This is a genomic window from Pseudofrankia inefficax (genome assembly GCF_000166135.1).
GTDB classification, from domain to species: domain Bacteria; phylum Actinomycetota; class Actinomycetes; order Frankiales; family Frankiaceae; genus Pseudofrankia; species Pseudofrankia inefficax.
This window is the reverse complement of the sequence record NC_014666.1, coordinates 2,463,258-2,486,754: the sequence shown is the minus strand read 5'-3', so window position 1 is coordinate 2,486,754 and position 23,497 is coordinate 2,463,258. Positions and strand designations below refer to the sequence as shown.

The window sequence follows — 23,497 nt, the reverse complement described above, 5'->3', positions numbered from 1 at the left end:
CATCCGCCCAGCTTCTCGACCGTAACCCGCCGCGCGCCGGCCGGGGCCCGGATTGCGGTATGAATGTGACACGAGTGTTAGTTCGCCTGGAGCTGGGCCGACGGGAGACCCGACATGGGCAAGCCAGACGCGGAGGAGACCTTCCGCGAGGTGATGACCGGGGAGCTGGCCGCCCCGGCGACGCCGTTCGCGCGGGCCGCCCGTGACTTCGTGTTCGGCGACGTGTGGTCCCGCCCAGGGCTGAGCCGCCACGACCGCCGCCTGGTCACGCTGGCCTGCGTGGCGGCCGCCGGCTCGCCCGGGCCGATGGAGGAGCAGGTCCACGCCGCGCTGAACAGCGGCGACCTCGACCTCGCGACCATGCTGGAACTCGTGCTGCACTTCGCCGTCTACTGTGGCTGGCCGAAGGGATCCGAGTTGGAGCGGGTCGTCGGTGAGCAGTCGGCCCGGATCGCGCGGGAGAACGGCCGCGAGCCCGAGCCGTGGCCGGTGCTGCCGAACGACGGCCTGGGCGAGAACGACTGGGAGAAACGCCTCGCACGCGGCGAGGAGGTCTTCAAGGAGATCAACCTGCTGCCGGGCGCGCCGCCGCGCACCTCGCCGTACCGGCAGGCCGGCGTGCTCGGCTTCGTCTTCGGCCACCTGTGGCTACGGCCCGGGCTGACCAGGCGCGACCGGCGGATCCTCTCGATCAGCTGCGTCGGCACCACCGGCGCGCCCACGCCGATCCGCATGCACGTGACGACCGCCCTGCGCTCCGGTGACCTCACAAGGGAGGAGTTGGACGAGATCGTCCTGCAGTTCGCCGCCTACGCGGGGTTCGCGACGGGCGCGGTGCTGAACGAGGCCGTCGAAGCCGCCGCGGCCGCATCACCCGCCTGACCCGCCCGGCCGCGGGCGCGGACAGGCGGGTCACGCAGGGGTCGGGTCAGGCCTTGCGCTGGCTGGAGCGGACTCCGGCCTCGACGGCGTCGCCGAGGTTCTTGTCCACGTTGCGCCAGTACTCGAACGCCCGGACCAGGACCGGCTCGCTGACGCCCTTGAGCAGGTGCCCGACGATGTTGCCGACGAGCCGCTCACGGGCCGCGTCGTCGAGGACCTCGCGCACGAGGGTGCCCGGCTGGCCGAAGTCGTCGTCGTCGCGGCGCAGCGTGTAGGCCGTCCGCGTCATCTCGCCGTCCGCCTGCCAGAGGCCGCCGTCGTCGGTCAGCGCCGGGTCGGCCTTCGGGCCGCCATAGGAGTTCGGCGCGTACACCGGGTCGGAGGCGTTGCGTATCCGCATCGCCCCGTCCTTCGCGTAGCTATACACCGGAACCTTCGGCGCGTTCACCGGGATCTGCTTGTAGTTGACGCCGAGTCGGGCGCGGTGCGCGTCGGCGTAGCTGAACCCGCGGGCCAGCAGCATCTTGTCCGGCGACAGGCCGGTGCCGGCCACCAGGTTGTTCGGCTCGAAGGCCGCCTGCTCGATCTCGGTGTGGTAGTCCTCGACGTTGCGGTTCAGCGTCATCCGCCCGACCTCGTGCAGCGGGTAGTCGCCGTGCGGCCAGACCTTGGTCAGATCGAACGGGTTGAACCGGTAGGTCTTCGCCTCGTCGAACGGCATGATCTGCATCTTCAGCGTCCAGCTCGGGAAGTTCCCGCCGTCGATCGCCTGGTACAGGTCACGCTGGTGGAAGTCGGCGTCCTCGCCGGCCAGCCGGTCTGCGTCCTGCTGGGTCAGGAAGTCCACGCCCTGGTCGGTCTTGAAGTGGTACTTCACCCAGAACCGCTCGCCGGCCGCGTTGATCCACATGTAGGTGTGGCTGGAGTAGCCGTTCATGTGCCGCCAGCTGCGCGGGATCCCGCGGTCGCCCATCAGCCAGGTGACCTGGTGCGCGGACTCCGGCGAGAGCGTCCAGAAGTCCCACTGCATGTCGTTGTCGCGCAGGTTGTTGTCGGCACGGCGCTTCTGCGAGCGGATGAAGTGCTGGAACTTCATCGGGTCGCGGACGAAGAACACCGGGGTGTTGTTGCCGACGATGTCCAGGTTGCCCTCGGGCGTGTAGAACTTCAGCGCGAACCCGCGCGGGTCCCGCCAGGTGTCGGGGCTGCCGCGCTCGCCGGCCACGGTGGAGAAACGGGCCAGCATCTCGACCCGGGCGCCCGGCTGGAACACGGCGGCCCTGGTGAAGGGGCTGACGTCCCGCGTCACCTCGAAGGTGCCGAAGGCCCCGCCGCCCTTCGCGTGCGGCTGGCGCTCCGGGATGCGTTCCCGGTTGAAGTTCGCCATCTGTTCGAGCAGGTAGTGGTCCTGCAGCAGCAGCGGGCCATCCGGGCCGACGGACAGCGAGTGCTCGTCGCTCGCAACCGGCACGCCGGCGTCGGTCGTCGTCGGGCGGCGCTCCTTGGCGGTCGTCACGGGGCTCACTCCTCCTGTTGTCGGCCTGCGCGAAGTTGTCGGCCTGCGCGAAGTTGTCGGCCTGCGCGTCGGGGCGGCCGCGCCCGCGCCAGAGCGATCACCCACGGCAAGACTTGATCGGCGCTCGGTGACGCCTCTCCTTCCCCGGCTACCCGCGCCGACTCTTGCCAAACCGCGTGGCGCCCAGGGTCGGCACGACATGCAGGCTGAAGCCTGCGCAGTTACACATGCAGGCTGAGGCCTGCGCAGTTACACATGCAGGCTGAGGCCTGCATAATGGAGCCGTGGACGCGGACACGGTGTTCCGGGCGCTGGCCGACCCGACCAGGCGCCGGCTGCTCGACGCCCTGCACGCCCAGGCGGGGCTCACGCTCGGCGAGCTGTGCGACGGGCTGGCGATGCGCCGCCAGTCGGTCAGCGAGCACCTCGCCCTGCTGGAGGCCGCCGGCCTGGTGACGGCCGTGCGCAGCGGGCGGCGCAAGCTGCACTACCTGAACCCGGTGCCGATCCACGACATCCAGACCCGCTGGATCTGGAAGTTCGAGGAGCCGAACCTCGGCCTGCTCGACCAGATCCGCCACCGTGCTGAGGAGCGCCCGATGGCAGACCCGGTTCCCGCGTACGTCTACACGACCTACCTCCGCGCCACCGCGGCCGACGTCTGGCGCGCCCTCGTCGACCCCGAGCTCACCGGCCGGTTCTGGGGCCACGCCCAGGTCTCGGACTGGACCGTCGGCAGCCGCGTCGAGCACACCAGGACCGACGGCTCCGGCGTGGTCGACGCCGTCGGCACCGTGCTGGTCGTCGAGCCGCCGGCCCGGCTGTCGTTCGGCTTCGACACGCCCGAGCAGGACGCCGACCCGGCCTTCGAGCCCAGCGTCGTGACGTTCACGATCGAGCCGTTCGGCGACATCGTCCGGCTGACCGTCACCCACACCAACCTGCCCGACGCCACGGCCCGGGCCGCGATCGCGCACGGCTGGCCGGCGGTCTTCGCCAATCTCAAGACGCTGCTGGAGACCGGCGACGTGCTCCCCCACGCCCCCTGGGAGACGCCGGCCGGCGTGCCCGCCGGCTAAGGGCCCGCGGGCCGGGCGTCAGCCGAGGTCGGTGTTCGGGACGTAGCGCCGCGCGTCGAACAGGCCGGGCCGGCTGGCCATCAGGGTGTCCTGGTCCTCGATCCGGTAGCCGGCCTCGACCAGGGCGCGCGTGACCGGGTGCGCGCCGAACGCGGCCACGCTCACGGTGAGCCGGTCCGCGGCGGCCAGGCGGGCCGCGGCCAGCACCACCTGGGTGCACGCGGCGGCGTCCTCCCCGCCGGCCGGCCCGACATGGCAGATGACGCCCTCGACGCGGGTGAACACGTAGCCACCCGGGCCGGCCCAGACCGCGACGCCAGGCAGGCCCGCGTACCAGGCCAGGTGCCGGGCTCGTTCGCCCCCGCTCGCGGCCGCGTCCAGCCCGGCGATCTCCTCGACCGACGCGGCCCTCAGCTCGCCGCCGACGCCGAGCCGGGCCGCCGGGCCACCGCGCAGGTACCAGAGCGGCTGCCCGGGTACCAGGCCGTACCGCAGGTACAGCGCCTGTGCGCGCCGGTCCGAGGACGCGAAGGTGACGACGTCCGCCCCGGCCGGCGGCAGGATCGCGTCGAGCAGCCGCCGGCCGTGGCCGCCGGACTGCGCCCGCGCCGCGATGAACAGATCGCCGAGGTGGGTGAGCGTGCCACGGGTCAGCGTGCCGGCGAAGCCCTCGACGACACCGTCGCCCGCCACGGCGACCATCAGCCGCCCGGCGGCGCGCTCCAGATCGAGGAAGTCGGGTTCACCGGCCGGCCAGCCCACCCGGATCTCGTGCTCATCCGCGATGGCCCGAACGTCGCCCCAGTCGTCCGGCGCCACATCTCGGACGGTCGCCGCACCCATTGCCCGATCTGACCACATACGCACCTCGGAGGGAAACGACTATGCCCTGGCCGGGGCCGATGGCGTCGCCGCCATGGCCATGATCGGCGTTCCGCCCTCCCGTGGCTGTCCCACCGGCTCGGAGACAACCACCCGAGGGCCGAAACGGCGGTCATCACTGTCGAGGGGACCGGCCGTCGGCGGGCCGGGTCAGGTGAGGGCCGGGTCGTCGGGGTCGGCGCCGGACCTGGCCTGTGGGCGGTCGACGAGGGCGGCCAGCTCGGCGTCGGTGAGGGTGAAGCCGAAGACGTCCAGGTTCTCCCGCTGGCGGCTGGGCGTCGCGGACTTCGGGATCGGGACGACGTCGCGCTGCAGGTGCCAGCGCAGCACGACCTGCGCGGGGCTCACGCCGTGGCTGGTGGCGATCTCGGCGAGCGCCGGCTCGGCCAGCAGGGCCGTCTTGCGGGCCAGCGGCTGCCAGGCCTGGGTGACGATGCCGTGCGCCGCGTTGTAGGCCCGCACCGGCTCCTGGGCGAAGTACGGGTGCATCTCGACCTGGTTGACCGCCGGGGCGACGCCGGTCTCCGCGAGGAGGCGCTCGACGTGGGCCGGGTTGAAGTTCGAGACGCCTACCGACCGGACCAGCCCGTCGTCCCGCAGCCGCAGCAGCGCCCGCCAGGACTCGACGTACCGGTCGAGACGCGGCAGCGGCCAGTGGATCAGGTAGAGGTCGACGTACTCCAGGCCGAGCCGCTTGCGGGACTCGTCGAACGCGCGCAGCGCCGGCTCGTAGCCATGGTCGACGCCCATCAGCTTCGTGGTCACCAGAATCTCGTCGCGGGGCACGTCGCTGGTGACGATGCCCTGCCCGACACCCGCCTCGTTGTAGTACGACGCTGCGGTGTCGATCAGCCGGTAGCCGGCCGCGAGCCCGGCCCGCACGGCGTCGGCCGCCGCCGCGTCGTCGGTCCGGTAGGTCCCGAGCCCGAGCACGGGCAGCGCGCGACCGTCGTTCATCGTCCGGGTGGGCACCCTCACCATGCCTGCGACCCTCCCACAGGCCGCGCGCCGGGCCGTTGCCGGTTGAGGGCCTGCGCCGGTTGGGCGGGCGGCTGTCGGTTGAGCGGGCGGCGCCGGGGTAGGTACCGCCGCCGACGGCGTCCCGGACCCCAGGGAGCCGAGACACGGGAGGTGCTCGCGGACATGCCCGGCAGGCAGGACATGCCATCGACCGTCGCGCGGTCGTCGCGCAAGGCCCAGGACACCTGGGTGAAGACCCACGACTCGGCCATCAAGCAGTACGGCGCGGGGCGACGGGCCAGCCAGACCGCGTACGCCGCGCTCAAGCACTCGTTCGAGAAGGTCGGCGACCACTGGGAGGTCAAGGCCGGCGGCGCGAAGGGCCCGTCCGACGCCCAGGCGGCCACGCCGCGCACGGTGAGGCGCGCCAGCCACGGCGGTGTCGACGCCAACGCGACCAAGGAGCACCTGCTCCAGATCGCCCGGCGCCTCGAGATCAAGGGCCGGTCGTCGATGACCAGGCAGCAGCTCGTCGCCGCGATCGAGAAGGCCAACACGGCCGCCACGGCCAAGGCTCGCCGCGGCTGACCGGCCCGTACGGGGTCGGCCGGTCCGTACGGCCGTCAGTCCGCGCAGCCGTCAGGCGCGGGCGTGGTCGGCCAGGCCGTGGTAGCTCGACCGGTAGAACAGCAGCGGCCGGGCGGTCTCGTGGGTGGCGTGGCCGAGGCCGAGCACGTGCGCGGTGACGATGACGTGGTCGCCGCCGTCGTACTCGGCCGCGATCCGGCACTCCAGGTACGCGAGCGTCTCCTCGATGACCGGGTGACCCGTGATGGTCCCCCGCTCCCAGCGGACGTCGGCCCATTTGTCGGTCCCGCTGCGCGCCATCGCGGAGCTCACGTCGCGCTGCTCGGCGGACAGCACGTTGACGACGAAGTCCCCCGCGCGGCGGATCGCGGCGAACGACGTCGACGTCCTGGCGACCGAGAACGCGACCATCGGCGGGTCGAGGGACAGGCTGAAGAAGGACTGGCAGGTCAGCCCGACCGGCCGCCCGTCACTCGTCGAGCTGATGACGGTGATGCCTGAGGCGAAGTGACTCAGGACGGCCGTGAACAGGGAGGCATCGGTGATCGGTCCGGTCGCTTGGCTGACGGTCATGGTCTCTCCTGTCGGGGTGGGCACGCAGGGAAGTCGAGGGGCGGGCGGCAGGCGAGCCGCGCCACAGGCGTCAGCCGGCGGGCGTCCAACCCAGCGCCGGGGCGACGGTCCGCGCCAGGTCGGACAGCAGTCGGATGTTCTCGGCCAGGCCGAACGCCGGCGGTAGGAACAGGACGAGCTCGTCCGCCGCGGCGAGGCCCTGGTCGGCCAGGACCGCGGCGGCGACCGAGTCCGGGTCACCGTGGTAGACGGGGCTCATCAGGAAGCCCTTGGGGAGGTCGGCCGAGAAGGTCGGCGGCAGGGCCCCCTTCGGCCGGGACGCGGCCGGCCCCTGGGTGCGCCGCTCCAGGTCGTAGGCCGCGTAGGTCGCGCGCAGCTCGGGCGTCGTGCCCGGCAGCACCGACGCGGCGACCGCCACCGGCGGCGGGGGCGTGCCGTGCGCGGCCGTCCACGCGGCGCGGTACTCGCCGATCAGCCGCGCCTGGTACTCGGGGAACGACTCCTGCGTCACCTCGTGCAGGATCGTGCCGGTGATCAGGCGAAGCCCCTGGCGGGCGGCCTGGACCGCGGAGGCGATGTGGCCCGAGCCGTACCAGATCCGGCCGCGCAGGCCCGGGCTGTGCGGGGTCACCGTCAGCCTGGTGCCGGCGGGCGGGCCGGCGGGGCCCTTCTGCTCGGTGACGGTGTGGATGGTCTCGCCCCCGACGCCGGCGAGGAACCGGGCCAGGCGCCGTTGGCCCTCGGTGCGGGCGTCCGTGCCGACACCGCCGAAGACGCCGTCCCAGAGGTCGGTGCCGCTGGAGAACGCCAGCTGCAGCCGGCCGCCGGTCAGCAGGTCGGTGGTGCCGGCCGCCTCGGCCAGCAGGATCGGGTCCTGGTAGCGCATCGGGATGACGGCGCTGCCGAGGGTGATGGTGGTGGTGTGCTGGCCGGCGGCGGCGAAGAACGGCAGCGGCGAGGACAGGTAGTTGTCGAAGTGCCGCTGGTAGGCCCAGCCCGACTGGTAGCCGAGCGCCTCGGCGGCCTGGAACAGCTCGATGCCCTCGCGCAGGCCGCGGGCAGCCTCGCCCGTCGGGAACGAGACCCGGGTGTTGAACCCGAGCCGCTTCTTCGGTCGCGGGGCCGCGGCCTCGCTGGGCTCGACGCTGGCGAGCGTGGTCATCGGACGTTCCTCCGGTCGGGGTCATCAGGGCCGGCCGCCGGCCGGGCGATCTCGTCGGCCGTTGGCCGGTTCCAGGCGGCGACGAGGCCCAGGTAGGGGCCCTCCTGGGCGAGCAGCTCGCGGTGTGGGCCGGACTGGACGATCCGGCCGTCGGCGAAGACGAGCACCCGGTCGGCGCTCGCCGCGGTGATCATGCGGTGGGCGATCGAGACGGTGGTACGGCCGCGGGTCAGCGCGGCGAGCGCGGCCTGCACGGCGACGTCGGTCGCCGGGTCGACGCCCGAGGTCGCCTCGTCCAGGACGACGAGGTCGGGGTCGGCGAGCGCGGTCCTGGCCAGCGCCACGAGCTGGCGTTCGCCGACGGACAGCCGGTCGCCCCGCGGCCCGACCGGCGTCGCGAGACCGTCGGGCAGCGTCGCCAGCCAGTCGGTGAGCCCGAGCTCGGCGAGCGCCGCCAGCGACGTGGCGTCCGCGGCCCCCGGCGAGCCGAGGGCGATGTTCGCCCCGAGCGTCCCGTCGAACAGGAACGGGTCCTGCGGGACGACGACCACCCGGCCGGGCAGCGCGCCGTCGTCGATCCGCCCCAGCGGGACGCCGGACAGGACCACCGTCCCGGCCGCCGGCTCGACCCGGCGGGTGAGCAGCTTCGCGAACGTCGACTTGCCCGAGCCGGTGCGCCCGACGACGGCGACATGCTCGCCGGGGGCGATCCGGACGGTCAGCTCGCGCAGCACCAGTGGCCCGTCGCCGTACCGCGCCGACACCCGGTCGAGCGCGACGCCGACCGGGCCGGCCGGCAGAGGTGCGCCGTGGCGCACCTCTGCGCTGGGGGTGGTGACCAGCTCCAGCGCGCGCCGCCAGCCGGTGAGCGCGTTCTGCGCCTCGCCTAGGCTCTGCACGAGGAACTGCAGCGGCCGGACGAAGAACGTCACCAGGAACACCATCGCGACCAGGTCGCCGGCCGTCAGCCGTGGCTGGGCCGGGCCGCCGACCCGCGCCCACCAGACCCCGCCGAGGATGACCGCGATGGTCATCGTGGAGATCGCGAGCTCCCCGAACGCGGTGTTCCCGTGCAGCGGCCAGAGGGTACGCACCAAACTGTCCCGGGCCCGGTCGACGGCCTCGTCCAGCTTGGCCCGGGTCCGCCGCCCGGTGCCGGTCGAGCGGATCACCGGCGCTCCGGTCACCGACTCGGCGACGGCGCTCTGCATCCGGGACAGGTCGCGACGCGCCTGGTCGAACCGGCGGGCGATCACCCGCTGCACCGACACCATCGTCACGACCAGCGCCACGGCCAGCAGCAGCACCGGCAGGGACAGCACCCAGCTGTAGATCAGCATGATCACCATGGCGATCACCAGCTGGGCCGCGTTGGTGACGAACTGGATGCCGCCGCCCTGCAGGAAGGTCGTGACCTGGTCGAGGTCGCTGGTCAGCCGGGTCACCAGGTCGGCGCTGGGCACCCGGTCTGCGGTCGTCGCGGCCATGTCGTGGACGCGGCGCAGCCCGGCCCGGCGCAGCCCGGCGAGCGCCCGCTCGACCTGGAACTGCAGCCGCCGGTTCAGCAGCACGGACGACACCCCGGCCACGAGCAGCGCACCCGACCCGACGAGGACCGCCGGGGTGACCGAGCCCGGCCGCGGACCCGCGTCCAGCACGTGCTGCACGGTGAGGGGCGCGACGATCCGGCCGGCGCCCGCGAGCAGCGCGAGCAGGCCGGTGAGGGCCAGCCCCTCGCGCAGTCGCGGCGAGGCGCCCAGCGCGACGGCGACGAGCCGCGCCGGCCCCACACCCGACAGGTCCGCGAGCCCGTACCGGTCCAGCGCCGGGACGTACTCCGCTGACAAGGCAGGCGGCGGCTCAGGAGACGCGCCAGAGCTCATCGTCGGCCACCTCCCCCGCGTCCTCGACGGCTGGGGCGTGGTCGTAGGCGGTCACGATCCGGCGGTACTCCTCGATCGCCAGCAGCCGCTCATGCGTGCCCGTGGCCGCCACCCGCCCGGCCCGCAGGAAGACCACCCGGTCGGCGAGCGCCACGGTGGCGGGCCGGTTGGCGACGATCAGCACGGTCGGGCCGCCGGCCGCGACCAGCTCGGCGAGGCCGGCGAGCACCTGGCGCTCGACCCGCGGATCCAGCGCCGAGGTGGCGTCGTCGAGCACCAGCAGCCTGGGCTGGCGGACCAGCGCCCTGGCCAGGCAGACCCGCTGGCGCTGGCCGCCCGACAGCGTCGCGCCGCGCTCACCGACCACGGTGTCCAGCCCGTCGGGCAGGCCGCGGATGACCTCGTCGGCCGCCGCGGCCCGCAGGGCGCGCCACAGCTCGGCCTCGTCGTACTCGCGGTGCTCGCGCGGGTGGCCGGACAGCGCGAGGTTCGCCCGGATCGACTCGGCGAACAGGAACGGGCTCTGCGACACGACGGCGACGCTCGCCGGGACCGCGTCCTCGGCGAGCTCGCGGACGTCGAGGCCGTCGAAGAGCGCCACGCCCACCGACGGGTGACTCTGCCCGCCGGCCACGTCGAGCAGCGTCGTCTTGCCCGCGCCCACCGTCCCGACGACGGCGGTGATGGTGCCCGGTTCCAGCGTGAGGTCGACCCGGTCCAGCAGCCGGTGACCGTCGCGGACGACGCCGACGCCGCGCAGCTCGACCCGCAGCCCGCCCCGCCCGCTCAGCCGTCGCTCGCCGAACCGGGCGACGTCCGGGTCGCCCAGCACGCCGTCGACCCGCTCCCGGCCCGCGCTGGCCATCGGCAGCATCGACAGGAAGCGGCTGATCACGTTGAGCGGGATCGCGATCGTCAGCAGCAGGTACACGACGCCGACGAGGTCGCCGACGGTGAGATCGCCCCGTGCCACCCGGGGCGCGCCGACGGCCAGCACCGCCAGCACCGCGACGCTCGGCAGCAGCTCCAGCATCGGGTCGAACGCTGAGCCGACCTTCGCCATCCGCGCGTCGGCCAGGCGCAGCGCCTCGACGCCGGGCGCGAACCGGTCGTCCTCGATGCCGGCGAGGCCCAGGCTGCGGACCACCGGGCCGCCCTCGATGGACTCCAGCGCCACCGAGCCGACCGTGCCGCGGGCGGCCTGCGCCTCGCGGGCCCGCGGCGCGAGCAGCCGCTGGTAGAGCAGGTTGAGGCCGAGCACCCCGGCGACGAGCGCGAGCCCGACGAGGCCGAGCGCGAGGTCGCGCCAGAACAGCTCGGCCAGCGCCAGCAGCAGCATGAAGACCATGCCGACCGCGAAGTACGCGAACTGCATCGGCGACCAGAGCGCGTCGACGTCGGAGACGGCGTGCGCGAGCAGCTGGCCGGGCGGATGGCGCCGGTGCCAGCCGAGGTCCAGCTTCAGGTAGCGCCGGACCACGGCGCGGCGGGTGTGGGCCGCCGCCCGGTGCTGCACCAGCCCGGTCGCGACGCCACGCACGAAGATCGTGCTCCACCGGACGGCCGAGACGCCGGCGATGAACAGCGCGCTGTCCCACCAGGCGCTCGCCGGCACCCGCCCGCCGGTGAGCGCCGGGACGACGAGATGGTCGGTCGACCAGCCGACGGCGCTCGCGCCGACGACCATGGTGGCCCCGTTGAGCAGGCCGCTGACGGTCGCGACCCACGCCGGCCCCGGGTTCGCCCGGGCGCCGGCGAGCTGTGCCGCCAGCGCGGACGGGCGACGGCCGCCGGAGCCGGGCCCCGGTGGCCGCGCCTGGCCGTCAGGAGCCATCGGTCGCCGGCACTGATGCGGCGCCGGGCGTCGGAGCGTCCCGGGCCAGGGCCGCGGTGCGTTGGCCGGGGATGGCGTCGATGAGCTCGCGGGTGTGCGGGCTGCGCGGGTTGGTGAACACCTCGGCGACGGGGCCCTCCTCGACGACCCGCCCGCCGCTCATCACCGACACCGTGTGGGAGATCTCCGCGACGACGGCCAGGTCGTGGGAGACGAACAGGTAGGACAGGCCGAGCTCGGCCTGCAGCTCGGTGAGCAGCCGCAGGATCTGCCCCTGCACGGAGACGTCGAGCGCGCTGACCGGCTCGTCGAGCATCAGCAGGTCGGGGCTCGGCGCGAGCGCCCTGGCGATCGCGACCCGCTGGCGCTGGCCGCCGGACAGCTCGGTGGGCAGCCGGTCGAGGTACGCCGCCGGCAGCGCCACCTGGTCCAGCAGCTCCCTGGCCCGCGCGTCCCTGCCGCGCCGGTCGCCGATCCGCATCGCCACCAGCGGCTCGGTGATCGACTGACGGATCGTGAACTTCGGGTCGAGCGCGGCGAACGGGTTCTGGTGCACGAGCTGGGCCTTGCGCCGCAGCGGCCGCTGCCTGCCCCAGGACAGGCCGCCGAGCTCGGCGCCGTCCAGCACGATCGAGCCGCTGGTCGGCGCCTCGAGGCCGAGCGCGATCCGCAGCGTCGTGGTCTTCCCGCAGCCGGACTCGCCGACCAGCGCGTGGGTCCGCCCGCGCGGCACCTGGATCGACACGCCGTCCAGCGCGTTGAAGCCACGCTGGCCGCGGCGGGTCTCCCGGGCCGGGAACGTCTTGCGGACGTCGGTCAGGACCAGGATCGGCTCCGGTGCCGGCTGGCCGCGCACGTCGAAGCGCGGCACGACCCGCCCGCCGTGCGCGAGCCCCGGCGCGGCGGCGATGAGCGCCCGGGTGTATGCCTCGCGCGGGGTGACGAGGATGGTCCGCGGCTCGCCCTGCTCGACGATCCGGCCATCCCGCATGACGATCACCCGATCGGCCCGGTCCGCGGCGACGGCCAGGTCGTGGGTGATGAGCAGCAGCGCGATGCCCTGCTCCCGGACGAGGCCGGTCAGGTGGTCGAGGATCCTGCGCTCGACGGTGACGTCGAGGGCGCTGGTCGGCTCGTCCGCGATGATCAGCTTGGGCCGCCCGGCGAGCGCGATCGCGATCAGCACCCGCTGGCGCAGGCCGCCGGACAGCTCGTGCGGGTACTGCCTGGCCCGCGCGGCGGGGTCGGGGACGCCCGCCTGGCCGAGGAACTCCAGCACCTCGGCGTCCACCTGTGGGCCGCGGACCCCGCGCAGCCGGACCGCCTCGGCGATCTGCGCGCCGATCCGCCGGGTCGGGTTGAGGCCGACCATCGGGTCCTGCGGGACGAGCCCGACGACGGAGCCCCGCAGCGTCCGCAGGGTGCCCTCGGAGGCTCCGGCGGTCTCGACGCCGTCGATGACAGCCGAGCCCGCGGTGATCCGCCCGTTGGCCGGCAGCAGGCCGATGACGGCGTTCGCGGTGGTGGTCTTGCCCGAGCCGGACTCGCCGACGACGGCGACCACCTCGCCGGACCGGACCGTCAGGTCCAGCCCCACGACGGCCGGGCGGACCTCGCGGTGGCGGACGTAGCCGACGTCGAGGCCGCGGATCTCGACCAGCGGGCGGCCTGACGGATCGGCCGGCACGGCGGCCTTGGAAAGGCCGGTCTCGGGAAGGATCGCCGTCACCGTTCCAGCTCCTGCATGGTCTTGGAGATGTGGTTGAGGGACAGCACCAGCAGCGCCACGAACAGGCCGGGCAGCAGGCTGATCCACGAGGCGGTCAGCAGGTAGTTGCGGCCGGTCGCGATCAGGGTTCCCCACTCGGCGGCCGGCGGCTTGGCGCCGAACCCGAGGAAGCTCAGCGAGGCGATCGCGATGATCGCGATGCCGCCGTCGAGGACGGTGAGCACGGCGACCGGGCCCCACGAGTTCGGCAGGATGTGCCGCAGCAGCACCCGGCCCCAGGAGGCGCCGCCGGCGCGGGCCGCCTCCACGTAGGGCAGCGTCTTGACCCGCAGCACCTCGGCCCGGGTGGTCCTGGCGAAGCCGGGGATGATGCTGACGCCGACCGCGATCGCGACCGGCACGGTGCCGTAGCCGAGCGCCGTGACGATCGACAGCGCGAGCAGCAGGCTGGGGATCGCGAGCAGCACGTCGACGAGCCGCATGAGGACCGCGTCGACCAGGCCGCCGACGAAACCGGAGACGACGCCGAGCGCGAGGCCGGCGACGACGGCGATGCCCAGGGCGATCAGCGTGGCCTTGATGGTGAGCGCTGAGCCGTGCAGCACCCGGCTGAACAGGTCGCGGCCGTACGTGTCGGTGCCGAACAGATGGTGGATGCTCGGCGCCTGCACGACCGCCTCGGGATGCGTGTCGTAGGGCCCGTACGAGGTGAACAGGCCCGGCGCGAACGCCGACACGACCACGAACAGCACGTAGAGGACGGCCAGCAGGAACACCGGCTTGCGGGCGAGCTGCGCGAGGCGGGCCCGCGCGGCGCCCCAGCGCCCGGTCGGCTCGTCGGAACGGGTCGTCACGGCCGGCGACGCGGGTCGGTGCTCGGCCGTGGTCACGGCAGCATGCTCAGCCGTGGTCGTGGCGGGGGCCTCGCTCGGTGCCGCCGGGGCCTTAGGGGCCGGCTGGCCGGGGGCCAGTAGGACATGCTCGGTCATAGTCCGCTGACCTCCACCACGGGTGTGCTCGGCGCCGTCACCTTCCGGCCGCCCGACCGCGCGATCCGCGGGTCGAGCAGCGGGTAGAGCAGGTCGACGACGAGGTTGACGAAGACGAACATGGCCGCGGCGACGGTGACCACGGCCAGGACGACGGGCACGTCCTGCGACAGCACCGACTCCTGGGCGAGCCGGCCGACGCCCTCCCGGGTGAACACCGACTCGACGACGATCGAGCTGGTCACGGTGAGGCCGACGAGGACGCCGAGGATGGTGACCGCCGGCAGCGCGGCGTTGCGGAACGCGTGCTTGAGGTGGACGGCCGAGCGGGACAGCCCCTTCGCGCGGGCGGTGACGATGTACGGCTGGCGCAGCGTCTCCTCGAAGCTCTTGATCAGCACCTGGGCGAGCACCGACGACGTGAGGACCGAGATCGTCACGACCGGCATCACCAGGGAGCCGACCCCCTGCGTCCCGGTGGCCGGGAACCAGCCGAGCTGGAACGAGAAGAAGTCGATGAGCAGCAGCGCGACGAAGAACTGCGGGAACGACGCGCCGAGCGCGGGGAGGCGGGAGAGGAACACCCGCAACGGGTTCCACCGCACGAACGTCGCGACATAGGCGAGGGCCGCCCCGACGACGAGCGACACGACGGCGGCGGCCACCGACAGCAGCAGGGTCTGGCCGATCCGCTGCCCGAGGATGTGCGTGACCGGGACGCCCTGGGCGATCGACTGGCCGAAGTCGCCGTGGACCGCGCCGGACAGGTGATGCCAGTACTGCGCCCAGATCGACTGGTCGAGGCCGAACTTGTGCTTCTCGGCGGCCAGCTGGGCCGGGGTGAGGCTGTCCTCCTCGATGCCGGCGGCGCCGAGCTGCAGCTGCATCGGGTCGCTGGGCAGCAGATAGAGGATCGCGAAGGTCAGCGTGAACGCGGCCCAGAGCACGACGATCGCCTGGAGCACGCGTCCCACGATGTATCGAGTCATGGGCCTGGCTTTCTCACGGAGGTGGCGGGGCGCCGCCCGCCCGGGCCACGGGCGGGCGGCGCTGCCGACTAGCGGTCGGGCTTCGTCAGGAGCCGTCGTCCTTTAGGAGCCGTTGTCCTTCCAGACGTCGTTGAGCTTCAGGAAGCTCTCCGACGTGAAGGCGAACCCGTGGATGTGGCTGGACACGCCGGCCTCCTGCACCCGCTCGAACAGCGGGAACGAGACGCCCTGGTCGATCAGGTAGTCCTGCAGGTCGGCGTAGGCCTTCGAGGTCTGGCTCGCGTCGGTGGTCTGCAGCGCCTGGGCGAACAGGTCCTTGATGTGGGCGGTGACGTCCGGCGAGGCGGAGCGGTTCGCCAGCGCCTTCGAGTTCGCGACGTCCGGGTTGAGGATGTACTGCAGGGCGCCGATGCTGGCCCGGGTGAAGTAGGTCTGCGTCAGGTCGTAGTCACCGTTCGGCAGATAGGTCGCGAGCTCCGCCGGGGTGAGCGTGCGCAGGTTGAGGTTGATGCCGACCTTCTTCAGCTGCGACTGGAGCAGCTCCGCCCCGGCGGAGAACTGGCTGACCGGGTACTCGATCGTCAGCTCCTTGCCGTCCTTGTGCCGGAACCCGTCCGAGCCCAGGGTCCAGCCGTCGGCGTCGAGGATCTTCGCGGCGCCGGCCGGGTCGTAGGCGAGCTTCGACGCCTCGGACTTGAAGCCCGGCGTGGTCGAGTTGAAGACGCCCTGGACGACCGGGTAGTCCGGCCCGAAGACGGTGGCCGCGTAGGTCTTGATGTCGGTTGCCTTGTACAGCGCCTTGCGGACCTCCGGGTCGCTCAGGACGCGGCCGGGCGCCGTGTTGGCGAACTGGGTGTAGGCGACGCCGGGCAACGACCGCTTCTCGACGGTGTCGCCCGAGGCCGTGATCAGCTTCGCGTCCTGGACGGTGAACGGGTTGCGCGGCCAGGCGATGTCGATCGCGCCGGAGACCAGGTTGCCGGTGCGGACGCTGTCCTCGGCGACGTAGTTGAAGATCACCTTGTCGAGGTAGGCGCTGCCCTGGTTCTTCTCCAGGCTCGACGCCCAGCTGTACGGCGTCGGCCGCTTGGTGAGGACCGTCTCGACCTTCGGCGTGTAGTGGTCGAGCACGAACGCGCCCGAGCCGATGACGCCCTGGCCGGTGCAGCGCTGGGTCGGCGTCTCGGTGTACTCGGCCGGGTCGGTGATCGCCAGGTTCGTCGTCGACGTCGCCTGCAGGAACGACGAGTTCGGCTGGGACAGCGTGAGCTTGACGGTCAGCGGGTCGACCACGGTCGCGCCGGAGAGGCCCTGGATGTAGGACGCGCCGTAGGTGGCGCCGTTGGTCGCCTTCACGGTCGCGATCCAGCCAGCCGCGTCGTCGGCGACGGCCTGGGCGTCGACCTTCTTCCCGTTGGAGAACGTGACGCCGTCACGCAGGTGGAACGTGTAGTTCAGGCCGTCGGAGCTGATGTCCCAGCTCTTGGCGAGCCAGGGCACGATCTTGCCGGTCGCCGGGTCCTGGTCGGTCAGCGAGTCGGCGAAGTTGCGGATGATCGTGCGGTGCTCGATCCAGTAGACCTGGAACGGGTCGATGCAGGACAGCGACGGGTTGTCCGGGAAGAACGAGACCTTCAGCGTGCCGCCGGCCTTGGGTGCGCCCGTGTCCGCCGCGGTGGCGGTCTGGTTGTTCGCGCCGCCGCAGGCGGCCAGGGCGAGCAGCCCGGCTGTGGCCGCGGCCGCGACGGCGGGACGGCGCCCGCGTCTGAGGCCAGGTTTCGGCCCGGAGTTCAACGACGCGAGGCGTCGGACGATGGACATGCGGGTGCCCTTTCAGGACAGAGGACTTGCGGAGTTGGCCGGACGCCAGGTCTTGGCTGGTCGCACGGTGGGATCGGCCGACGACGGCAGGTGCGGTCGGCCAGTCGGCGCGGGATGATCGGCGGCGGGGATCCGGCCGCCGGTCGGGACGGGCGTGGCGGGGTCAGGCCCCGAGGACGCGCCGGCCGCTCGCGAGCAGGACGGTGTCCTCCTGCGGCGGGTGGACCCGGATACACAGCGCGTCGCGCAGATGCCGCTCGAGCGGCTGGTGGCGGGACAGGCCGGGGTTGCCCAGCGCCGCGACCGCGGTCTGGGTCGCGGCGATCACCGCGCGGGCGATGGCCACCTTCACGTTGGACAGCTGTGGCAGGACCGCGGTGTCGCCGGCCTCGATCCGCAGCAGCGCGCCGTAGAGCAGCGTCTCGGCCTGGGTGATCTGCAGGTCGATCTCGCCGGCGACGGACTGGATGCGCTCGGTCTGGGCGATCGGCCTGCCCAGCGCCGACGGCACCCGGGAGCGGGCGAACTCGGCGAACGCCGACCGGGCCGCGCGGGCGACGCCGACGTAGAGCGCGGGATGGCCCCAGCCTCCCGGCCCAGCCATCGCCGCCGGGTCCCGGTAGACCCCGTCCGGGCCGCGCGGGATCTCGACGAACGCGTCGGCGGGCAGCTCGACGTTCTCGTAGATCACGTCGTCGGTGTGGGTGGCCCGCAGGCCGAGGTGGTCCCAGGTCGACACCCAGCGGATCCCGGGCAGGTCGCCGGGGACGATGAGATGCCCGACCCTGGGCTGGCCCGGGTCCCCGCCCGGCTCGTCGGCGACCACCCACACGGTGTGGTACGCCAGCGCCGGGCCGCCGCTGCCGTAGGCCTTGTGACCGTTGAGCAGCCAGCCGTCGGCGGTCCGGGTCGCCGTCGTCTTCGGGATGCCGCCGCGGGCCGGCGCGCCCAGCTCGGGCTCGGCCCGGATCGCGTTGACCAGCGCCGGGCCGTCGAGCGAGCGGCGCAGCAGGTCGTCGTAGTAGCCGGCCGGCCAGTGCGGGTGCGCCGCCTGGCCCGCCTGGGTCATCAGCAGGTTGGACGCGAGCAGGCCGACGGAGGCGTCGCCCTCACCGATCGCGACCAGGATGCGGACCAGCTCGCGCTGGCTGACCCCGGGCCCGCCGAACTGCTTGCCGACCGAGGCGGTGAGCAGGCCGGCGCGGTGCGCCGCCCAGAGCCCTTCCCACGGGGTCTCGCCGGTCCGGTCGTACTCGGCCGCCGTCGCGGCGATCTCGGTGGTGACGGCCGCGAGGGCCTCGTCCGAGAGATCCGGGACCGGGAACGAGTACGTCGCGCGGGTCGTGTCGAGCGCCGTCGTCTCGAGGGAAGGGGTCACGGCTGGCCCGCCGTCGCGTACTGGCCGTACTCGGGCGCGTAGTTGCCGAGGTGTTCGGCCTGCAGGGTGCCGCGCCGGCCGGTGGCCTTGCGGTGCGCGATCTCCTGGCGGACCAGCGGCAGCACGTAGCGGCCGTAGTCGACCGCGTCGGCGAGCGTGTCGTAGCCGCGGATCGACACCAGCGACGCGCCGCGGTCGACGTAGTCGAGGATCGCCGCGGCGACCGTCTCCGGCGAGCCGACCAGCGCGGTCGACGCGCCGGCGGCGTTGGTGACGGCGGCGGTCTTCGTCCACAGCGCCCGGTCGTAGAGCTCGGAGCGGTTCGCGAACGCGAGCGCCCGCTGGGAGCCGACGTTCTGCGGGGCGTTGCCGACGAAGCGCCGCGCGGCCGAGCCGGCCGCCGCGAAGGTGGCGGCGACCTTGGCGACGTACTCGTGCGCCTTCTCCCAGGCGAGCTGGTCGGTCTGCGCGATGATCGGGCGGAAGGTCACCCAGATCCGCGGCAGCGTGGTCCGGCCGGCGGCGCGGGCGATCCCGTTGACCCGCTCGATCTCGGAGCGCAGGTCGTCCAGGGGCTCGCCCCAGAAGGAGAAGATGTCGGCCTTCTCGCCGCCGACCTGGAACGCCTCGTCGGACTGGCCGCCGATCGAGATGGGGACCGGCGCGGCATAGGGCGCGAAGCCGGGGCCGAAGTCGTCGAACTTGTAGAACTCACCGTCGTGGCTGAACGGCGCGGCCTCGGTCCAGGAGCGGCGCAGGACGTCGATGTACTCCGACGTCCGCGCGTAGCGCTTCTCCTTGGGCAGGTAGTCGCCCTGCCGGGCCTGCTCCGCGTCGGAGCCGCCGGAGATGAGGTGGACGACCGCGCGGCCCTCGGTCAGCTGGTCGAGGGTCGCCAGCTTCTGCGCCCCCACCGTCGGGAACGTGGTGTTCGGCCGCAGCGCGACGATCGGGCGCAGCCGCTCGGTGAGCTGGCCGACGGCGCTGGCCACGACGAACGAGTCGGCGCTGTTCGAGCCGTAGGGCAGCAGCGTGTAGTCGTAGCCGCCCTCCTCCAGCGAGCGGACGTAGCGGCGGAAGTACTTCAGGTCGATGCCACGGCTGGGAACCGGGTTCAGCTCGGTCGACGGGTTCAGGTGCGAGAGGCTGATGAACTCGACCTCGGGCGCGGCGGTCTCGGGGATGGCGGCGTCGAACACGGGCTCGGTGGTCACGCGGGGCTCCTCTCGGCGGCAGGCGCTGAGCAGTGGCGGGCCAGGGCGGTAGCGGCTTGGGTCGGCGACGGGATCAGCGGGCGGCCGTCGCGAGGGCGCCGGGGTGGTCGTCCTGGAGGGTGCCGCGCTGCCCGGTGGCCTCCCGGTGGGCGAGTTCCTGGCGGACCAGCGGCAGGATGTAGCGGCCGTAGTCGATGAGGTCGTTGAGGTTGTCGTAGCCGCGGATGGAGACCAGGTCGGCGCCGAGATCGACGTAGTCGAGGATCGCGGCGGCGACGGTCTCGGGTGTGCCGACCAGCGCGGTCGAGGCGCCCGCCGCGCCGGTGGCGCTGGCGGTCGGCGTCCACAGCGCCCGGTCGTGCACGTCCTGGCGGGCGGCGATCTCCAGCAGGCGCTGGGAGCCGACGTTCTGCGGGGCGTCGCCACCGAGGATCCTGCGGAACGCGCTCTGCTCAGCGTGGGTGCCGGCGAGCACCGAGAGGATCCGGTGCGCCTTCTCCCAGGCCAGCTCCTCGGTCCGCGCGATGATCGGCCGGAAGGTCACCCAGATCCGCGGCCGGTCGGTGCGCCCGGCCTTCGCGGCCTCGGCGTTGACGGCGTCGATCTGGTCCCGGGTGTCCTTGAGCGGCTCACCCCACAGGCCGAAGATGTCGCCCAGCGCGCCGCCGACCCGGTAGGCGTCGGCCGACGAGCCGCCGACCGACACCGGGATGGTGCCGTTCGTCGGGCACACGGTGCTGAAGAAGCCGTCGAACTTGTAGAACTCGCCCTCGTGGCTGAACGGCTCCGTCGAGGTCCAGACCCTGCGGCAGATCTCGATGTACTCGGCCGTGCGGGCGTAGCGCTTCTCCTTCGGGAGGTAGTCGCCCTCCCTGGCCTGCTCGGCGTCGCTGCCGCCGGAGATGAAGTGCACGATCGCCCGGCCGGCACCGAACTGGTCGAGGGTCGCGAGGGCCTTGGCCGCGACGGTCGGATAGACCGTGTTCGGCCGCAGCGCGACGATCGGGGTGACGCGCTCGCTGCGGGCCACGATCTGGTTGGCGATCGCGAACGGGTCCTGGAACGGGGACGCGTAGGCGCACAGGGTGTGGTCGAAGCCGGCGTCCTCCAGCGCGTTGACGTACCGGGTGAAGAACGCCACGTCGACGCCGGGCTGGCCGAGCCGGTTCAGCTCGTTGCTGGAGTTGATGTTGACGGCGCTGATGAACTCGACGGTCATGCTGGCTTCCGCTCTTTCGGGTCGGGGCCGGTGGCGACCGGGCGGGCGGGGTCGGCCGACCAGGCGGACCACGAGCCCGGGTAGAGCGCGGCGTCGATGCCCGCCACGGCCAGCGCGGCGATCTCGTGGGCCGCGGTCACGCCGGAGCCGCAGTAGACGCCGACCTCGGGCCCGGTCCCGGCCGTCGTCAGGCCCGCGAACCGCGCCCGCAGCGCCGCCACCGGCAGGAACCGGCCGTCCGCGCCGACGTTGTCCGCGGTCGGCAGGCTGACGGCGCCGGGGATGTGGCCGGCCTGGGAGTCGACCGGCTCGACCTCGCCGCGGTACCGCTGCGCGGCGCGGGCGTCGACCAGAACCGCGCCGCCCGGCACCCCGCTGTCCGTGAGCGCCGCGGCCGCGTCGGCGTCGAGGACCGGCAGGTGCCCCTCGCTCAGCGAGATGTCGCCCGGCTCGGGCCGCTGCGCCCCGGGCACGACCGGCGCGCCGGCGGCGGTCCAGGCGCCGAGGCCGCCGTCGAGGAGCCGCACGTCGGCCACGCCGGCCCAGCGCAGCAGCCACCAGGCGCGCGCGGCGCTCTGCCCGCCGTTGTCGTCGTAGACGACGACCGGCTGGCCGTCGCGCAGCCCCCAGCGACGGGCCGACCGCTCCAGGTCCGCGAGGGCCGGCAACGGGTGGCGCCCGCCCGCGGCGGAGGCGGGCGCGGCGAGCTCCGTCTCCAGGTCGACGTAGACCGCGCCGGGCAGATGCCCGTCCAGGTAGTGCTTCTCGCCGTCGGCGTCGCCGAGCGCCCAGCGGACGTCGAGCAACGCGGGCGCCACCGAGCCGGCGAGCTCGGCCCGCAGGGTCTCGGCGTCGACGAGGACGGTCGCCGCGGCGAGCAGCCCGGCCAGGTCGTCGGCCGGCAGGGAGCCCGGCGGCGTCTGTTCGGTCACCGCGCGCTGCACCCGGGCGGCCAGGGCCGCGTTGACCGGCGCGCGCCGGCCGGCCAGCCGGGCGAGCAGCGCGATCTCGCCGTTGAGGAAGTCGGTCTCGGCGTCGCGGGCGCGCGCCAGGCTCTGCCAGGTGGAGCTGCCGCCGCGCTCGTGCCCGTCGATCGGCTGGAGCCCGAACCGGTCCAGCCGGACCGTGCTCTCCGCCCGGGCGTCCGCCGGGTCGTAGCCGGCGGCGGTCAGCACCGCGCGGGCCTCGGCCGCCACGAGCCTGGCGGCCCGGTCCCGGTCCGGGCCAGGGGCGTAGAGGGCGTCGAGCGCGAAGGTCGCGCTGCCGAGGAGCTTCGAGGCCTTCCAGCGGGACAGGTCGGTGACCAGCTGCGCCTCGAAACCAGCGGCGACCAGGTCGTCGGTGATCGTCCGCGCGGCCGGCGACGCGGGGCCGTCCGGATACGTGCCGAGCCAGAACACCCCGCGCGCCGGGCCGGCCGGGTTGGCGACCTCGCCGTCCGCGACGTAGGTCGACGGCACCCACACGACCGAGCCGACGACGGTGGCGAACCGGCGCAGCGCGGCGCGCTCCACCTCCAGCCCGTTCTGCACGGTGAGGACCGGCAGCACCTCGCCGGCCCGCCACCGGCCGCCGGCGACCGGCTGGCGCGCCCAGACGGCGAGCGCCTCCTCGGCCTGCTGAGTCTTGGTCGCCAGCACCAGCACGTCGTCGAGATCCAGGCCGACCTCGTCCGGGCCGCCGGCCGCGGGCACGTCGAGGGCCCAGGACTCGTCGGGGTTGAAGTAGCGGACCTCGCCGGCGCGCAGCAGCTCCAGCTGCCGGCCGCGCCCGACCAGCACGACCTCCCGGCCGGCGCGGCGCAGCTCGGCGGCCAGGGTCACCCCGACCGCCCCGGCGCCGACGATCACATACCTAGGCATCGGTGCCCACCGGGGCGCGCAGCGGCTCGGTCACCGCGATCGGGGCGAGCTCGGCGCCGGCGCGCAGCCGTTCGAGGAACTGCACGACGGCCGCGGCGACCGTGCGGTGTGTCTGGTCGTTCAGGGCGTCGTGGCGGCCGCCGGCGATCGTGACCAGCTCGGCGCGCGGCGCGGCGGCATACCAGCGGCGGGCCGGGTCGAGCGGGCTGACCGCGTCGTCGCGGCCGTGGACTCCCAGCATCGGCAAGTCCAGCCGGCCGGGGATGGCCGGGTCGAGCCAGGCGTCCGGCAGCTCGGCGAACAGCGCCGCCCGGCGCACGCCACCCGCGCTGATCCGGGCCTGGTGGGTCGGGCAGGCGGTGCGGATGCCGAGCTCCTCGTCCCACTCCCTGGCCGGCGCGACGGGAGCGCTGGTCGGCAGTCCGGCCAGTACGAGCGCCGAGGCCGTGGGCAGCTCGCCGTTCGCGGCCAGGTAGGCGGCGAACGCCGCGCCCGCGTCCGAGCCGACCACGATCCGCGGCACGCCCGGGTCGGCCGAGGCCAGCACGGCGGACAGCTCGTCGCGGGCGCGGCCGGGATCGTCGGTGGGCGCCGTCACGGCGTGCACCCGGTAGGCGTCGGTGGCCAGCCGGCGGCCGAAGCGCTCGTACACCTGCGGGGACTCGCCCCGGCCGGGCAGCACGACGAGGGTGCCGCGCAGCGCGGGGCCGGCGGGCTCGGGCCAGCTCAGAACGGTGGCCTCATGGGCGAGAGTCATGACCGACCTTTCGTCGGGATGCCGAGGGCAGGCGTGAGCGCGCCGCGCCGGGCGGCCTCGGGCAGGGCAGGAGACGACCGCCGGCGGCGGGCCGGCGGCCTGGGCGCAGGCGCAGGCCGCCCGGGCCAGGTGGCCAGGCGACGGACCAGGCGGTCGAGCGACAGAGAGTGGAGGTGCCGC

General features: G+C 73.7%; 19 protein-coding genes. 3 read left to right on the top strand and 16 right to left on the bottom strand.

The window, feature by feature from the left end; translation table 11 throughout:
• Positions 1-114: 114 nt before the first annotated feature.
• Positions 115-882, top strand: a complete 768-nt coding sequence (locus FRAEUI1C_RS10120; RefSeq protein WP_013423200.1) for a carboxymuconolactone decarboxylase family protein — start codon at positions 115-117, stop codon at positions 880-882.
• A gap of 46 nt (positions 883-928) precedes the next feature.
• Here FRAEUI1C_RS10120 and FRAEUI1C_RS10115 read toward each other — a convergent pair whose 3' ends face one another.
• Positions 929-2,398, bottom strand: a complete 1,470-nt coding sequence (locus tag FRAEUI1C_RS10115) for a catalase (protein ID WP_013423199.1) — start codon at positions 2,396-2,398, stop codon at positions 929-931.
• Between the two features lie 284 nt (positions 2,399-2,682).
• On the opposite strand from FRAEUI1C_RS10115, the gene FRAEUI1C_RS10110 reads away from it, so the two are divergent.
• Complete coding sequence (locus FRAEUI1C_RS10110) at positions 2,683-3,477, top strand: ArsR/SmtB family transcription factor (RefSeq protein WP_157734882.1); 795 nt, start codon at positions 2,683-2,685, stop codon at positions 3,475-3,477.
• A gap of 18 nt (positions 3,478-3,495) precedes the next feature.
• On the opposite strand, the gene FRAEUI1C_RS10105 is transcribed toward FRAEUI1C_RS10110, so the two are convergent.
• Both FRAEUI1C_RS10105 and FRAEUI1C_RS10100 read right to left on the bottom strand, forming a co-directional pair.
• The gene (locus FRAEUI1C_RS10105; RefSeq protein ID WP_198318735.1) at positions 3,496-4,296 is read right to left on the bottom strand and encodes a GNAT family N-acetyltransferase; all 801 of its coding nucleotides are present in this window, start codon (positions 4,294-4,296) and stop codon (positions 3,496-3,498) included.
• Positions 4,297-4,509: 213 nt separating this feature from the next.
• On the bottom strand, positions 4,510-5,340 hold the full coding sequence (locus tag FRAEUI1C_RS10100) for an aldo/keto reductase (RefSeq protein WP_013423196.1): 831 nt from the start codon (positions 5,338-5,340) through the stop codon (positions 4,510-4,512).
• 162 nt (positions 5,341-5,502) lie between these two features.
• On the opposite strand from FRAEUI1C_RS10100, the gene FRAEUI1C_RS10095 reads away from it, so the two are divergent.
• Positions 5,503-5,907 carry a ChaB family protein gene (locus FRAEUI1C_RS10095; RefSeq protein WP_013423195.1) on the top strand — a complete coding sequence of 135 codons (405 nt, stop codon included), beginning with the start codon at positions 5,503-5,505 and terminating at the stop codon, positions 5,905-5,907.
• Between the two features lie 51 nt (positions 5,908-5,958).
• Here the strand turns inward: FRAEUI1C_RS10095 and FRAEUI1C_RS10090 are convergent, their stop codons facing one another.
• The 13 genes from FRAEUI1C_RS10090 to FRAEUI1C_RS10030 all read right to left on the bottom strand — a co-directional run bounded on the left by FRAEUI1C_RS10090 (position 5,959) and on the right by FRAEUI1C_RS10030 (position 23,317).
• Positions 5,959-6,480, bottom strand: a complete 522-nt coding sequence (locus FRAEUI1C_RS10090) for a flavin reductase family protein (protein WP_013423194.1) — start codon at positions 6,478-6,480, stop codon at positions 5,959-5,961.
• 70 nt (positions 6,481-6,550) lie between these two features.
• Entirely contained in the window at positions 6,551-7,642 is a 1,092-nt protein-coding gene (locus FRAEUI1C_RS10085) for an LLM class flavin-dependent oxidoreductase (protein WP_013423193.1), read from the bottom strand.
• Positions 7,639-9,525 (bottom strand): ABC transporter ATP-binding protein, encoded by a 1,887-nt coding sequence (locus FRAEUI1C_RS10080; protein WP_013423192.1) that lies wholly within the window; start codon positions 9,523-9,525, stop codon positions 7,639-7,641. Before FRAEUI1C_RS10080 ends, FRAEUI1C_RS10085 begins: the two co-directional genes overlap by 4 nt.
• Entirely contained in the window at positions 9,503-11,359 is a 1,857-nt protein-coding gene (locus tag FRAEUI1C_RS10075; RefSeq protein ID WP_013423191.1) for an ABC transporter ATP-binding protein, read from the bottom strand. The genes FRAEUI1C_RS10080 and FRAEUI1C_RS10075 overlap by 23 nt, the downstream gene beginning before the upstream one ends.
• Entirely contained in the window at positions 11,349-13,088 is a 1,740-nt protein-coding gene (locus FRAEUI1C_RS10070; protein WP_013423190.1) for a dipeptide ABC transporter ATP-binding protein, read from the bottom strand. The genes FRAEUI1C_RS10075 and FRAEUI1C_RS10070 overlap by 11 nt, the downstream gene beginning before the upstream one ends.
• Positions 13,085-14,077 (bottom strand): ABC transporter permease, encoded by a 993-nt coding sequence (locus tag FRAEUI1C_RS10065; RefSeq protein ID WP_013423189.1) that lies wholly within the window; start codon positions 14,075-14,077, stop codon positions 13,085-13,087. Before FRAEUI1C_RS10065 ends, FRAEUI1C_RS10070 begins: the two co-directional genes overlap by 4 nt.
• Entirely contained in the window at positions 14,074-15,066 is a 993-nt protein-coding gene (locus FRAEUI1C_RS10060; RefSeq protein WP_013423188.1) for an ABC transporter permease, read from the bottom strand. The genes FRAEUI1C_RS10065 and FRAEUI1C_RS10060 overlap by 4 nt, the downstream gene beginning before the upstream one ends.
• Positions 15,067-15,168: 102 nt before the next feature.
• Entirely contained in the window at positions 15,169-16,887 is a 1,719-nt protein-coding gene (locus FRAEUI1C_RS10055; protein ID WP_013423187.1) for an ABC transporter substrate-binding protein, read from the bottom strand.
• A 163-nt stretch (positions 16,888-17,050) separates the two neighbouring features.
• Positions 17,051-18,265, bottom strand: a complete 1,215-nt coding sequence (locus FRAEUI1C_RS10050; RefSeq protein ID WP_013423186.1) for an acyl-CoA dehydrogenase family protein — start codon at positions 18,263-18,265, stop codon at positions 17,051-17,053.
• Positions 18,262-19,479 carry an LLM class flavin-dependent oxidoreductase gene (locus tag FRAEUI1C_RS10045; RefSeq protein ID WP_013423185.1) on the bottom strand — a complete coding sequence of 406 codons (1,218 nt, stop codon included), beginning with the start codon at positions 19,477-19,479 and terminating at the stop codon, positions 18,262-18,264. The genes FRAEUI1C_RS10050 and FRAEUI1C_RS10045 overlap by 4 nt, the downstream gene beginning before the upstream one ends.
• A 73-nt stretch (positions 19,480-19,552) precedes the next feature.
• Positions 19,553-20,698 (bottom strand): LLM class flavin-dependent oxidoreductase, encoded by a 1,146-nt coding sequence (locus FRAEUI1C_RS10040; RefSeq protein WP_013423184.1) that lies wholly within the window; start codon positions 20,696-20,698, stop codon positions 19,553-19,555.
• A complete protein-coding gene (locus tag FRAEUI1C_RS10035; protein ID WP_013423183.1) occupies positions 20,695-22,560 on the bottom strand; it encodes a rhodanese-like domain-containing protein in 1,866 nt (621 codons plus the stop codon). The genes FRAEUI1C_RS10040 and FRAEUI1C_RS10035 overlap by 4 nt, the downstream gene beginning before the upstream one ends.
• Entirely contained in the window at positions 22,553-23,317 is a 765-nt protein-coding gene (locus FRAEUI1C_RS10030) for an alpha/beta hydrolase (RefSeq protein WP_013423182.1), read from the bottom strand. The genes FRAEUI1C_RS10035 and FRAEUI1C_RS10030 overlap by 8 nt, the downstream gene beginning before the upstream one ends.
• Positions 23,318-23,497 lie beyond the last annotated feature (180 nt).